This is a genomic window from Vibrio sp. R78045, from assembly GCF_042466085.1.
Classification (GTDB): Bacteria; Pseudomonadota; Gammaproteobacteria; order Enterobacterales; family Vibrionaceae; genus Vibrio; species Vibrio cyclitrophicus.
Genome location: NZ_JAXHBS010000012.1, coordinates 17,864 through 30,323, shown reverse-complemented (window position 1 = coordinate 30,323; position 12,460 = coordinate 17,864). Strand labels below are relative to the sequence as shown.

Annotated in this window: 14 protein-coding genes; 2 read left to right on the top strand and 12 right to left on the bottom strand. The window is 39.2% G+C overall.

Going from position 1 to position 12,460, the window contains the following annotated elements; all coding sequences use genetic code 11:
* Positions 1-1,353 precede the first annotated feature (1,353 nt).
* From SJY39_RS09805 to SJY39_RS09795, 3 genes are all read right to left on the bottom strand, one after another.
* On the bottom strand, positions 1,354-1,662 hold the full coding sequence (locus SJY39_RS09805; protein WP_229636451.1) for a hypothetical protein: 309 nt from the start codon (positions 1,660-1,662) through the stop codon (positions 1,354-1,356).
* A gap of 166 nt (positions 1,663-1,828) precedes the next feature.
* Positions 1,829-2,260 carry an H-NS family nucleoid-associated regulatory protein gene (locus tag SJY39_RS09800; RefSeq protein ID WP_390241899.1) on the bottom strand — a complete coding sequence of 144 codons (432 nt, stop codon included), beginning with the start codon at positions 2,258-2,260 and terminating at the stop codon, positions 1,829-1,831.
* A gap of 106 nt (positions 2,261-2,366) precedes the next feature.
* On the bottom strand, positions 2,367-3,386 hold the full coding sequence (locus SJY39_RS09795) for a hypothetical protein (RefSeq protein WP_390241898.1): 1,020 nt from the start codon (positions 3,384-3,386) through the stop codon (positions 2,367-2,369).
* A gap of 580 nt (positions 3,387-3,966) precedes the next feature.
* Here SJY39_RS09795 and SJY39_RS09790 point away from each other — a divergent pair.
* Positions 3,967-5,382, top strand: coding sequence for a DNA cytosine methyltransferase (locus SJY39_RS09790; protein WP_390241897.1), 1,416 nt, complete (start codon positions 3,967-3,969; stop codon positions 5,380-5,382).
* A 16-nt stretch (positions 5,383-5,398) separates the two neighbouring features.
* Complete coding sequence (locus SJY39_RS09785) at positions 5,399-6,724, top strand: hypothetical protein (RefSeq protein ID WP_390241896.1); 1,326 nt, start codon at positions 5,399-5,401, stop codon at positions 6,722-6,724.
* A gap of 167 nt (positions 6,725-6,891) precedes the next feature.
* Here the strand turns inward: SJY39_RS09785 and SJY39_RS09780 are convergent, their stop codons facing one another.
* The 9 genes from SJY39_RS09780 to SJY39_RS09740 all read right to left on the bottom strand — a co-directional run bounded on the left by SJY39_RS09780 (position 6,892) and on the right by SJY39_RS09740 (position 12,368).
* Positions 6,892-7,383, bottom strand: coding sequence for a hypothetical protein (locus SJY39_RS09780; RefSeq protein WP_390241895.1), 492 nt, complete (start codon positions 7,381-7,383; stop codon positions 6,892-6,894).
* A gap of 67 nt (positions 7,384-7,450) precedes the next feature.
* Positions 7,451-7,735: a hypothetical protein gene (locus SJY39_RS09775; RefSeq protein ID WP_390241894.1), complete on the bottom strand. Its 285-nt coding sequence runs from the start codon at positions 7,733-7,735 to the stop codon at positions 7,451-7,453.
* Between the two features lie 37 nt (positions 7,736-7,772).
* A complete protein-coding gene (locus tag SJY39_RS09770; protein ID WP_390241893.1) occupies positions 7,773-8,222 on the bottom strand; it encodes a hypothetical protein in 450 nt (149 codons plus the stop codon).
* Positions 8,223-8,266: 44 nt separating this feature from the next.
* Positions 8,267-8,512, bottom strand: a complete 246-nt coding sequence (locus tag SJY39_RS09765) for a hypothetical protein (protein ID WP_390241892.1) — start codon at positions 8,510-8,512, stop codon at positions 8,267-8,269.
* Between the two features lie 17 nt (positions 8,513-8,529).
* Positions 8,530-9,969: a DNA cytosine methyltransferase gene (locus SJY39_RS09760; protein WP_390241891.1), complete on the bottom strand. Its 1,440-nt coding sequence runs from the start codon at positions 9,967-9,969 to the stop codon at positions 8,530-8,532.
* A gap of 206 nt (positions 9,970-10,175) precedes the next feature.
* Positions 10,176-10,715, bottom strand: coding sequence for a hypothetical protein (locus SJY39_RS09755; protein ID WP_390241890.1), 540 nt, complete (start codon positions 10,713-10,715; stop codon positions 10,176-10,178).
* Between the two features lie 95 nt (positions 10,716-10,810).
* A complete protein-coding gene (locus tag SJY39_RS09750) occupies positions 10,811-11,224 on the bottom strand; it encodes a hypothetical protein (protein WP_390241889.1) in 414 nt (137 codons plus the stop codon).
* 118 nt (positions 11,225-11,342) lie between these two features.
* Entirely contained in the window at positions 11,343-12,014 is a 672-nt protein-coding gene (locus SJY39_RS09745; protein WP_390241888.1) for a hypothetical protein, read from the bottom strand.
* 75 nt (positions 12,015-12,089) lie between these two features.
* On the bottom strand, positions 12,090-12,368 hold the full coding sequence (locus SJY39_RS09740; protein ID WP_390241887.1) for a hypothetical protein: 279 nt from the start codon (positions 12,366-12,368) through the stop codon (positions 12,090-12,092).
* Positions 12,369-12,460: the final 92 nt, after the last annotated feature.

Genomic DNA, 12,460 nt, shown 5'->3' with positions numbered 1-12,460 from the left:
TATAACCCATTGTTTTTACTGGGAGTGGTGTTTTTTGTGTGTGAAAAATACATGTTAGAACACGGAACGATGGATCAAGGAGCCTACGAAAGCATGATCATCAATTACAGGTTATATTAAGTAAATTACTTGTCGTGGTTAGTAAATTACTTGTCAGGTTTATTGCTATTATCTCCACAAACGCACCGCTTTTACACATCTTATACACAGCTTACTAACACTAAATTACTGCAATTTAGACATTTCTCAAATTTACTGTCGTTCTCCAGCTCGTAAAACACATGTTAGCCGTCAATTCGGTTCCTTCAACTTGCTTGCGTAAAACACATGTCGCAATTTAGATCCTCTTAATTCTTTGTAACGTGTGTTTGTTCGACTATTTTTGATCGTTTTTGATTTATTAAGTCACTGATTACGCGAAAATCTTCCTCTATCTATGGGCAAAATACATGTCAGGATTATGGGGGAGGGTTAGATTGAGGTGGTTTTTAGAACTACCATATTTGTTGGTTTCATTTGGGCTCGGCATGTTTTTGACCTGAATTTTGTAATTTGATTTTTTGATTCAAGTAACGCCGCCAAAAAATAGTATTTGAAGTTTAATGGTTAGTGTCTAGGTGCTGTGTGATGGATTAAGTGCTCATGATGACGCGCATGTAACAAACATCTACGGGTATCATGCAAAACCAATGTAAGTGACTATTGTCTGATTTCACGTAAAACACATGTTGGGTAGGTGATATTCTCATTCGTATGGCTATGTATAATACATGTTGGAAAGTGTGATCTAGATTTTTACCTTCGATCTCACTCCTATTGTTAGTGATTAAGTAAATTACATGTCAGTCTTTGAGGTTTGCATCTGCACTTTGGGGAGGGGTTACTCTTGAAGTGCAGAAATCGCAGGGGGCGTGTTCTTTCATTAGTGTTCGGCATGCTTTCTACGCGTAAACTGTGTTTCAATTTAGCTCTTGGATTGGGTTAACCCTCCAACTCGTAGTTCGTTTCATACTTATGGCAGGCCTGTCAACTATGGGGTTATTGTTAACTTCACCCACCAGCCGTGGGCGTTTAGGGTGGTGCTTACCAAATAGCCAATAGTAAGTAAATTCCATGTCGGCATAATGTTTTTATGTGTGTCATTCGCTTAGATTGGGTTAAAGATGGACTGCTCCTATACCAAATGTTGTCGTTCAGTTGTTTCATTTCGACTAAACATGGAATTTTCACAAGAACTGTATTCTGATCTTATTCTGCAATCATGATTTCAACATAATTTCATCTTACGCCGCATAAAAGTAAGATTTTCATCTTTGCATAAAAAAACCCCACATTTGAATGTGGGGTTTAGAGTTAGTTCAGGATCGTATCGATATTGTCTATTACTTGGCCTGGTGGTAGCTTTCCAAGCATTTTCATTTCAGGCTGTTGAGATTGAGCCATTAGAACTTTAAGTTCGGCTCTAACGGCGCACTGGGTAGCAGAAAGTATGTATAACCACATTTCGGCGGCCATTAAGGTTGATACAGGTTTGGAGGTTTGTTCGTGATCGAAAGCTAACCACCCGCAATCAGGGCAGGCATATACACTTGCTATAAATTTGTCAAAGTACCCAATTTTTCCGTGGCAGTTTGGGCAGTGAGTTTGTTTTAAGTTGATCATTAAATTCCTTTAGGGGTAGTTTACCAATTTGAGAAGGGGCGTATTTCAAGTAACTTAACGCCAGAGTTACTAATTGAGTATCGAGTTTATGTTCTAGGTAATGGTTGTTCAATAAAAAAAACGCCCTATCAATTATTGATTGGAGGGCGTTCAAATTTTTATCAACTCACTTATCTTTTTCGATTAGGAAGCTTTCTAGAGTTTTACCCTGATCAATTTGATTTTGGATGGCTGCTGGAGTTCGGCCTTGACCTGTCCATGTTTTCTCTTCACCTTTATCAAGATATTTGTATTTGGGGGGGCGGGGGGTCCTTTTGTTCGCACTTGCTTTTGCAGATTCGATGGCTTCTTGAATCTCATCGAAATCAACATCTCCCTTGGAGACTAAATGAGACACGCTGCTAACAACTTCATTGATTCGTTTTTGTTTTTCTTCCATTTCTTTCATTTGAGTGTCATGAGCTTCCTTTCTGGCGTTGAAAGCTGCGTCAATCTCCTTTTTGAGCTCATCAGCTTGTTCAAAATCTAGATATTCGAATAATCTAACAAGTTTATTTCGTTTCCTTAACGATGTGTATAAATGATTAAGTTCGTCCATTATGATTTCCGTAATTGTGGTTTTAATTTGTAACTAGAAAAAGCAATGTAAGTAACTAAGCCAAAAGCGCTAAATTTTAGTAACTTAGGCTGACGATGGTACACACTTAAATGAACCAGTCATCATTTAAGTGATGGTGTTGCTTTGACATTAGCTCTAATCCCTGGCTGTTATCAATTTCTACAAAATCTCCATTAACTATAGCATGCAGTATGTCCGTATACGTATTACCGGTAGTTACTACATCTGGGTGATTATGGGGTTTATGTGTCATTGTGATGGATTTTGTTTTCAAGGTGGCTTTAAAATTCACTTCTAACTCTGAGCAAGTTTGTTGTACGGGTGTGACTCTATTAGAAAGTAGCCAATACCAAGTGCCTTTGTGCATTTGCAAGCCGAGAATGCTTAGCTTTTTATTGTGCACATTTGTTAGTGTATTGGAAAACAACAGGATAGGATTGAGAGCATTGTCACTAGCAAGAGAGCTCAAGTGGGAAATTACATCCAATTCTAACCTAGTTGGCTGGTTACCAGGAGCGAGGACAATATTGTATATGTATATTGGTCTTTGCTCACCTACCTCAACAATGGAGCCTAAGTATCCATTGCCGTACCAATCTTTTTCTGAACATGCTTTGATATCCCACTTTAAGATGCCATAGATGAATCTCATATAAGGCTCTCGGTCTATTGGTTGAGAAAGTGTAGTTATGTTCATTAATTGAGGCTTTGACATTCTTTTTACCGTATCGCTTAGCTCTACTTCTCCTAATTCGCTAAGGTGACTTAACTCATTAATAAGGGTTCTTTTAGATTTATGATTTGTATTATTGGTATCTAAATTATATGTCCCAATAGATTTTGGTTTTGGGTTTAGTGGTGAGGTTGCTTTTAGGAGTTCTATAAGATTTGTCGAAGGATTAATTTTTAGTGCAGAAAGTATGGTTTGGGACCACTCTAAATTGCTATGTATCGATATTTGGCCGCTTGTTGATTTTTCCAATGTTTCCCCCCACGTTTTAAGCTTCAGTGCGGTTACAACTAGATTTCTCCCATCATTAGCATTGATATTCAAGGTCTTTGAAATAGCCTCGGCACTTAGTTTTAGCTTTTTTGAATTGATCATTATTTTTTTGTTTCCAGAGTCTTTGCAGCGATGTAGAGAAAAATGGGAATCACACATCCTATGGTGATTGTGCCAATGTTTTCGGCTTGTTTTACATCAAGTGCAATGGCAGTAGTGACGGTGTAACATGTTAGAGCTAGTGATTTAGATACCCATTCTGCTTTTATATCTATAGTAAATGCGAACCCAAACACCTTTTTTGGTATGTTACTGGTGGTTCTGAATATTATGATTGAACTTATATAGCAGAATGATCCTAGGAATAATCCATTAATTAAGTCGATTAAAAAGCCCGAGGAGTTGATGTATACCATTGAGGTAATTACGATGAGAGTACTGTATATGTTTAGAAAAATTCTCACTATAGCTTCTCTTTGTTGTCAATCGTAACTTATTAAAATAAAAGCAAAAAAGCCACTAAAATCATTAATGGAGGAACGATTTTAGTGGCCTATTTATGGTTGTATTATATTACTGTACGCGGAGTTCATCAAGAAATTGCATATGTCATTGTTGTTAATGTGAACTGTATCTAATATTAGATGTCCTAGTTTTGTGTGTTATCTATATTTAGGTCCTTATGAAATCTTCTACTTTTATCTATTCTTGCAAGCATCTATCAAACAATATTGCTCGTATTTACATTAACAACTCGTTTTCACTTGATCAGTTTGGATATACTGCTGGCACAAAATTGTCTTTGGAGTGTTCAAAAAACTGCGTATTGATAGAAAAATCTAGTTCGGGAAGCAAATCAGTTATTGATACTTCTAGGGGAGCTCTCATTGAATTACGTTCAAAGGATATTGCCAGATCGTTTCATCGAATTAGTAAGGTGGTGGTAACGGTAACAGGTGAGCTTATAGAGATTACCCCTTGTCCACGAGAATTGCGCCAAGCTCAGCGTATTGAGTCCTTGTATCAAGCAGTTTGCCTCGGGAAGGGTGTCAAGTATGGAAGTTTGTTCGCCGGTATAGGATTACTTTCACTTAATGTACTTAATGGAATGGCTGATGCTGGTTTAAAGGCCGTTCTTCAATTAGCTAACGACAGCGATCCTTTAGCTCTTTCTTGCTCTATGGAGGGTAACCCAATTTGGGATAATGCTTCTCCAGATGTTATTGCTTCAAATCTTGATGTTCGGGAATTGGCACTTACTGATCTTCCGCGAGTAGATATTCTGGAGATAAGCTGGCCGTGCAATAACACTTCCAAGCTGTGCCCAGCGGATATGCGAGATTTAATGCATCCGATTGTAGGTGGTTTGTTTACTTGGATAATCGTCGTAATAAAAAGAATGAACCCTTCGGTGATATTAATTGAAAATTCAAAGCCATTTTTGAAATCTGAAACATTCTCAATATTTAAGAGGGAGCTAGCGGGTGATTACTTGTTTGAAGAGACGACCGTCAGAGGTGATTTATATGGTGATTTTGAACCAAGAGAGCGCTCTTGTGTGATCGCGAGAGATAAATCACTTCCTGAATCCTACATTGCAGATCTTCATCCTCCAGTAAATGTAAGTCATAGAAAACTGTCTGATATTTTAGAGCCTATCACGCCAGATGATAAAAGATGGCGAAAGATGGAGCATGTAAAAAAGAAGATCAATGACAAGCGTCTGAATTTTCGAAATACAGTTTATACCCCAGATGACACGCGGATTGGGTCTCTGATGGCTACTTACGCATCTCCTAAAGTTGGAGCTCCATTCTTGATCCACCCATCTGAAAGTGAGTATCAACGTCACTTTACCTATGTTGAGCATGGACGTATACGTAGAGCTCCAGATTCGTTAATGACTGTAATGGATAAGGTAGCAAATGGGCTTCATTCGCTTGTTAGGAAAACCGGAAATATTTCGGCAATTCATAGGATGTACGGAAATAGTGTATCCCCGTTACCTTGGCATGCAGCAGGTAAGTCTATTGGGATATGGCTCACGTCATTAAAAGAACTATTATGCGATTTTTATAAATGTAATGGTACGTGCTAAATAGCAAGGAGGCAGTGTGGTTAATTTAACGCTCATTGATAAGAAAACAGGACAGCTTGTTCGTCGACTGCGGAGTGATGAAATAGAACTTTTATTACCAGACAATCGGTATTCACTAGGTGCTCAGGACTTACTTCGTGATGTTAACATGAAGGGTTTACATCTTGAGTGTCATTGCACCACACCACCAGCTTTAATGTTTACACGTAAGTACTTGCAGGCCAGCGATCATATAGGACTTGTATGTCATCCGGTCAAAGGGGGGCACGATGATTCATGCCCTTTGTTCCGCATAATATCAGGGGAGATAGTTAGAGACCCCAAATCATTAGAGTGGATTCTAGAAAAGCAACCGTTGAATTTTGACTCTGTTTCCTTATTGAACGATTTTACTTCTAAGAGTGCAGATCCTGATAAAGAGCCTTCTCTAGGTAGCGGCGTAAAAGTTAGTAGTTCAGTAGTAAAACCAGCACCAAAGTTGGTCAAGCTGATCACTTATTTAATTAGGACTGCCGGTTTTGATCGTGTAGACCCCGAAAAATTTTACAATTTAACTAAACGTTCAGCCCTAGAAAAGTTGATACAGGCTTCTAGTGGTATTGAATTTGGCTGTGTTGAACGTGATCGTCTTTTGTCTGATTGGTCATTTTATGGCGATGTTGGTCATAAATGGGCTTGTTCAAAGCTCTATAGCATCGAAAGAAATGGTAATTGGAAGGAAGGGGGCAGACCCCATGCATTAGTCTTTCAGGTTGTGGACTCGTTGGAGATCAATGATGAGAAAGGGGATAGTAAGCATTTGGTGCTAGATGGCGGTAAGCCAATTTATATTCAAAAAGTTATATCGAGCGCAGTTAGAAATGAAGTTCACGCTGAAGAGCTAGAGTGTGACGGTCCTTATTTGGTTGTTTATTCAATAGCTAGGCCGCGAGAGGGGCGAGCTTTTCAGGGACATACTGCGTATATCACTCCAATCATTTCTGAAGGTTGGTTAATGCCAATTAATACAAACAATGAGCGTAACTTTGCAAAGAGAGCTATTTACCATTTATTAAAATCAAATAACTCAATCAGCTTCGAACGTTCCATGGTTGGTGCTGAATTCGATGTGTCTAGCTTTGCTTCAAGCTTTATGTTGTCTGTTGGTGATGATAAACACATTATTGAAGTAAAGGATTGTCCTGATACACATTCTAATGAACGCACCGATTTAGCAACTCCCATGATGAAGCATGTACTCCCAGGCTATGATTTTTATGAGTTAGATCCAAATGTAAATAATGGTGATGAGGACGGTGGCGTTAATCATTATATAAATAATGTATTGATTAGAATGGTTTAAATGCAAAAAAGCCGCTTGCATAAAGCTAGCGGCCTCTTTCTAGGTTATTCGTGTGTTACCTAGGATTGAGATTATAGCGATCATATAACGCTAGGGTCTATCTTTATTTCTTTAATACTTCTCGAACTAACGAACTTGGGGGCAAAGTCACCAATCATTTATAAAGCTTATAAAGTGGTGAATTGATACTCAAAATCGAATAGTTCTTCAAATTCAGAGTCACAGTCCTCTATAGCTTTATCTATAGTTGATAATGAGGTCTTTTCTATAGAATCTCCAATTCCTAATTTTACCTTACTATCTAAAATCAATTTGTCTAATTGAGCATTTGCAGTGGTAATCTTAGTTTCAATTAGCGCATTAAAGTATTCGTCAAAACTAATATGTAATTCCTTACCTGCAGAAAAATCATGCGGTGAACCACCTATATCTATTAAAGTATCTGAACCATCCGAAACTAAATCATAATACCCTTTGGACTCTTCTACGGTTAAGAACCATTTGATGAACTCCGATGGATTACAATTGATACCTTTCAATATAATTTCAGAACGGTCTGGGGAGGTGTCTATCAATAACTCACCATTATCATCAGTGAAACAATGAGAAGCTGGGCCTTTTTCAATCTCGTCAATTACTCGAACACTCAACATAGTCATGAAGCTTATCCTATTTTTATGGGAGGTTTATCCGCCATTTCAGTAGATACCATTGGGTTTGATTTTTTTATATCGAAGAAAGTACGTTAATTGCTTCTGAGCTTGTTGCAACTAACGGCCTATTGATTATTGATACGCGTCCGAAGAAAGTTATTTGTGGTTCAGTACCCAGCCCCGAATGTGGTGGGTGATCGGCTTCGGGTGGGTGATCGGCTTCGGTGTTCGCCCCTCGTTGCCGAGCGACGGGGCGCGGTGTCCAGTACTTAACTCCTGAATATGGGTGATCGGCTTCGGTGTTCGCCCCTCGTTGCCGAGCGACGGGCGCGGTGTTAATCGATAATCCACCAGCCAAAAAAAACCGGCCATAAGGCCGGTTACTGATCTGTTACTTAGGATAAACAAGCCTCTGCAAGTTTATTTGTAGTTTCTTGATCGCTGAAAATCGATTTTACCAAGCAGACAACTTTCGAGTTAAACGGCGAAAAATCCAATGGTACATCTGTATATACACCTTTACTTTTCCAGTAATAACGACATGTTAAGGCAAGAAACAACAATTTCTCTTTTAGCCAGGTACTATTGTCTATTTTTTTCAAAATCTCTTCTAAAGCTGTTGCCGGTTCTGTGTATTTGGCTTTGACTACAGAAAGAGAACTGCAATGTTCGCAAACGAATATAAATTGCATTGCGTTTTCATATAGGTTGGCGCGATGGCCACATCCTGCACTACAGGGTGCGTCAATTACGGGAGCCGAGTGATGAACTCTCACTAAATGATAATCTTTAAGTGAGAGTGTACTTTCTGATTGGGCTGGCTGTACTTCATTGTTGTATTTCATGGTTTTTTCCTTATGGGAGGAGGTAAACGAAAAGTTTCGTTACTTTAGAGTGGAATAATTTCCATATTTCGAGGGGTAATAACCAAAGCTTCTGCTTCGCTTGTTGCTTCTACGATGATAACGCGGCCCCAACTCAGTTCTAAGTTGCTTTTTTCACAATTGAGCTTAGCAAGTCTCTTAGCTTCTTCTAGAGAGCGAGTTAGGTGCGTATCGCCATTGAATCCTTCTTCTAGATAAATATCAGCTTCAATGTAAGTGCAAGGTACATAGAATGAGTGTTGAATATTCATACTTTTATATTTTCCTGTTAAGCAGCGAGTGGTAACTCAATCTGATGGTCTTTATTGAAGAATTTGCCGATCTTGAAAGCTAATGCTTCAAATGCATAAAAAATGACACTTTGACCGAGAATTTCGTGGGCAGTAGTTGTGGAGTTGTTACTTACAAATGACTCTGGAAAACCTTTAAGCAAACAGTGCTCTTTAGCAGTAAATAGGCGTATGAGCTTATTACTTAAGTAATCTGGATGCATAATCATAGGCTCGGTGCTTCGGATTTTTGCATATGATTTTCCGATGGTTCCGCAAAATTCAGACAATCCAGTTAGTAACTGGCGCTTAAACCCTTTACCAGCAGCCTGATCAGATTTCTCTTTGTCCTCTAGGTATTTAGCTCGCTTCCAAATTTTATTTTCAGGATCAGTAGGAACATCTTCCATGATAGCGGAGAGATTTTCTGGTTTTTCTCTTAGAGCGGGGATATTTGTAAGATCTAGATCTGCAAGATTATAACCATACTCTTCGAGACCTTCAGTTATGGCCACTAATGCCCAGCGAGGACGTTTTTCTAGTGAACCAAAATCGGTACCTGTTAATGTGACTTCGGTAAATTTGTATTTCCAAGAGGTAAGTACTGAGCGAATAATGTCTGCAGAAGCACTATGAGAATAAGCCTCTACATTTTCGAGTACCACAAAGCTTGGGTTGCATGATCTAATAAACTCTAGAGCATTGAAAAACATACTTCCGACTTCGGCGTGGCTTTCTGCATGACCACCTTGGCTGTTGCCCCAGTGGCCATTTTTACTTCTGCCTGCTTGAGAGCTCCCTTCGTAGGGGATTCCCATTAATACACCGTGACATGAGAATGGCTTGGAGCCATAACCAAAGTTTAGGTCCTGTATCGGTGATTCAATGATTACAGAGCGAGAGTCGAATAGAGATTTATTATTGCGCAAAGAAGAATCGAGGTATTTAGCTTCTTTCTCAATAGCAACAGCAATCTTAGATTTGACCCCCGCGAGACCTAGCCCACAATGAGTTGCTTTATCTAAACCGCCACCACCATGGAATGCCGAACCAAGTCGCAACCGTTTACCTTGTTTAATTGCAGCTACAAGGCTTTCAACACGCTCCTGAACGCGTTTGTCCATGTAGTGTGCAGTTATATTGATTTCTTCTTTGTTGATCACTACACGGAGCTTCTGCCCCTTTGGAAATATATCCCATAGTAGAGTATCGCGAATTTCAATGAGGGGTTGGGTTAGGTTGGTTCCTCGCTTAGTGCGTTTGTTAACGATGTATTTACCACCATCAGAAGTGAATTTAACCGTAATGCCTGTTTTGTCAGGTATTAGGTTGTATTTCATTCCAGGTTGTATACCTTCACGCGCAAGCTTTTCGCCTTCCATCCATACGCGAGGGTTACCACGATTCTCAGATAGAGTTCGATCAATAAGAGTAGGCATGAGTTGTTTCCTTTTGGGGTAGTTAGCAGTTGCTAATTTAATAAAAGTGAGCGAAGTGCTCGAAGTAAGGGAGTGGTGCAAGACATAGTCTTGATAGCAAAGCACCGAAGCTATCATTTTGAACTTAAAGTGTATCAATATTTGAACGATTTGTGAATTTACAGGCAAATAAAAAGGCCAACATTCATGTTGGCCTTTATTCTTGATTAGTTACATGCGTATGAGCAATTGTTTAATTCGCTTATTCTACATCCAACTATATCTTGTATGGTCTCAGAGCAATGTTGCGCGAATGTAAGGTGCATAATTGCTTGTAGGTTTTTCATTCCGAGTCGTTCATGGGATCGCTCTATAAGCGCATGACTGTCGGTTTGGTTAAGACCTGCGGCATAAATAATCCCTGTTTTGTTGTCATAAACGACCGAAGTTGCACGATTTTTTGGTTCATCGTAGTCATACAGTGTGACAGCTTGCTTGGGTCCCATCATGTAGCGAGTTGAGTGAACATGTCGGACGATCATAAAGGTTACAAGAGCTCCTTTCACAAACGGCTTTTCTTGCCTTACTAAAGATATTGCCGACTCTCGACTAAACGCTAAGGGGTTACCGTTAATGGTAACCAATGCTTTATGTTGAGGGCTGTAAACTACAGGGTGTGATGTGTTTGCTTCTGGCTGGTATAGATTTCCAACTGTCAGTTGATGATTTTGCTCAATGCTTGCAGTAAATGTGTCATTGAATGTCATGTTGTTTTCCTTTTGGGGTATGCATTTTTATTCGTTTGGTTGAGTGAAATGCGGGGTTTAATAATCAATTTTGCAGTTTTATGCGGGTTTCTTGATTAAGGAACAATGAAGGTAATAATTAAGCTTACAATACCAAGGATGGTACCAAGTAAAGCGAATCTCGTATTCAATCGTATGTTTAGGTCTGGTGACCACATAAGCCAAAACAACGATTCGAAGAGAGAGGCCTTTCGAATCTCTAAGTTGGCTCGTTGGTTATATTGAATCCCTAATTCACTGATAGCATCGTAGTCTAGTGCAATTACCTTTTTGGTTAGACCTTTAATTGAACCGTTGTTGCCCATGGCATATCGCAGTATCCAGGACTGCGTATCAAGGTTGGTTATTATCAAAGGTGTTCTTCTTAGTATCTTCTGTTTACCAATGTGCGAGTTGTTAAGTCTTACTATTGAGTATGCAATTGCAAAGTCATCTCGGGGTAGTGGTGTAGTGCTGCTTATTTTCATCATTTAAAATCCAATTCGATCGGAGTGCTTCGTTCTTAGAAAAAAACAACAAGAGTGAAACGAACCCATAAGGGGATGTTTCAACCTTGATGATGACGGTTATGGAAATAACCACCTTTCTTTAAGACTTTTCTTGGCTCACTTTAAGTTCGCGTAGCGCACTCAAACCGTGGCTAAATAGATCATCAGCAGGGATATCAAAAGCAGTGTCACGAGTTATGTGGTTACCCGCAATATTTAACGCTTTGATCATTCCTGATTCGATCCCTTTAGCTATGTAGTTGATGTGACCGAGTAAGGCGCTTCTAGACGAAAAACCAAACTTTAGACTTTCGTCAAATGAAAACGACACACCGCTCGGTACTTCCACGCTGTTTGACTCATTAATGTATAAGTAAGTTGTGTAGTAATTACCGTCAATAGGCTTATTGAGTACCAATCTTGTTGATTCAGTTAAAGCGGTTTCCCAGATTGTTGTGGGTTCAGTGGCAGCATGTTGCTTGTAGTTCCCGCTCTCAACTAAATGGGTTTCATCAGCAGTTACGCATGGAAGATGTTTTTTCAGAACACTTACTTCATTGCAGTTAATTTTATTAACGGTAGCGTTATAAGAAACCTCCCCCCCGATATCGTCTACTGAATCTCCAGACCAATCGAGAGTTTTTTCCATAGAGGCTTCAGCATAAATTGCATAATCACGCGCAATTGTCGACAACGAAGCTTGTACTAAAAGGTGAATGGTTTTTTCTTGCTGGCCAAATTTAACTTTGACCTTAGCTAGGTAGGTATTCATAGGTGTCTCCTAATTCGGGTGCACCTATGCCCTGACGGGTAAGGTGTACCCGTTGGGTTTTTAAGATATTGAGAGCTAATTTATCTCAAGGAAGTTAGTAACAAGTGTTTGAAATCGCTTGTTTTTAGATATCGACATCAACTCATTTCGATTGGTGACCAAGTGCACTTGATCAGACCATGAACAGTTAACAATTAATTCTAAGCATTGCTTTTCTGTTTCGATAGGCCAATCGTTGCAATTTGGAAAGCTACTTCTTTTTTCATTAGCTACATCCTGTAAAGCGTTGAGGTTTTTAATTGGCCTTATACTTGCGCCAAATGGATTTTCATCAAGGAAGACTAAATATTTCATGGTTTACTCTATCTAGGGTAAATCATACCTTGCAGGTAGATTTACCCGCTGGGTTAAGTTGATTTGTTAAGAACCTTTCACCAAATTCTAAG

Coding starts and splice junctions, on each gene's coding strand:
- SJY39_RS09795 (WP_390241898.1), bottom strand. CDS start 3,386: ATGATCAATTCAAAAAAGCTAAAACTAAGTGCCGAGGCTATTTCAAAG.
- SJY39_RS09805 (WP_229636451.1), bottom strand. CDS start 1,662: ATGATCAACTTAAAACAAACTCACTGCCCAAACTGCCACGGAAAAATT.
- SJY39_RS09780 (WP_390241895.1), bottom strand. CDS start 7,383: ATGACTATGTTGAGTGTTCGAGTAATTGACGAGATTGAAAAAGGCCCA.
- SJY39_RS09755 (WP_390241890.1), bottom strand. CDS start 10,715: ATGACATTCAATGACACATTTACTGCAAGCATTGAGCAAAATCATCAA.
- SJY39_RS09750 (WP_390241889.1), bottom strand. CDS start 11,224: ATGATGAAAATAAGCAGCACTACACCACTACCCCGAGATGACTTTGCA.
- SJY39_RS09790 (WP_390241897.1), top strand. CDS start 3,967: ATGAAATCTTCTACTTTTATCTATTCTTGCAAGCATCTATCAAACAAT.
- SJY39_RS09800 (WP_390241899.1), bottom strand. CDS start 2,260: ATGGACGAACTTAATCATTTATACACATCGTTAAGGAAACGAAATAAA.
- SJY39_RS09765 (WP_390241892.1), bottom strand. CDS start 8,512: ATGAATATTCAACACTCATTCTATGTACCTTGCACTTACATTGAAGCT.
- SJY39_RS09740 (WP_390241887.1), bottom strand. CDS start 12,368: ATGAAATATTTAGTCTTCCTTGATGAAAATCCATTTGGCGCAAGTATA.
- SJY39_RS09760 (WP_390241891.1), bottom strand. CDS start 9,969: ATGCCTACTCTTATTGATCGAACTCTATCTGAGAATCGTGGTAACCCT.
- SJY39_RS09770 (WP_390241893.1), bottom strand. CDS start 8,222: ATGAAATACAACAATGAAGTACAGCCAGCCCAATCAGAAAGTACACTC.
- SJY39_RS09745 (WP_390241888.1), bottom strand. CDS start 12,014: ATGAATACCTACCTAGCTAAGGTCAAAGTTAAATTTGGCCAGCAAGAA.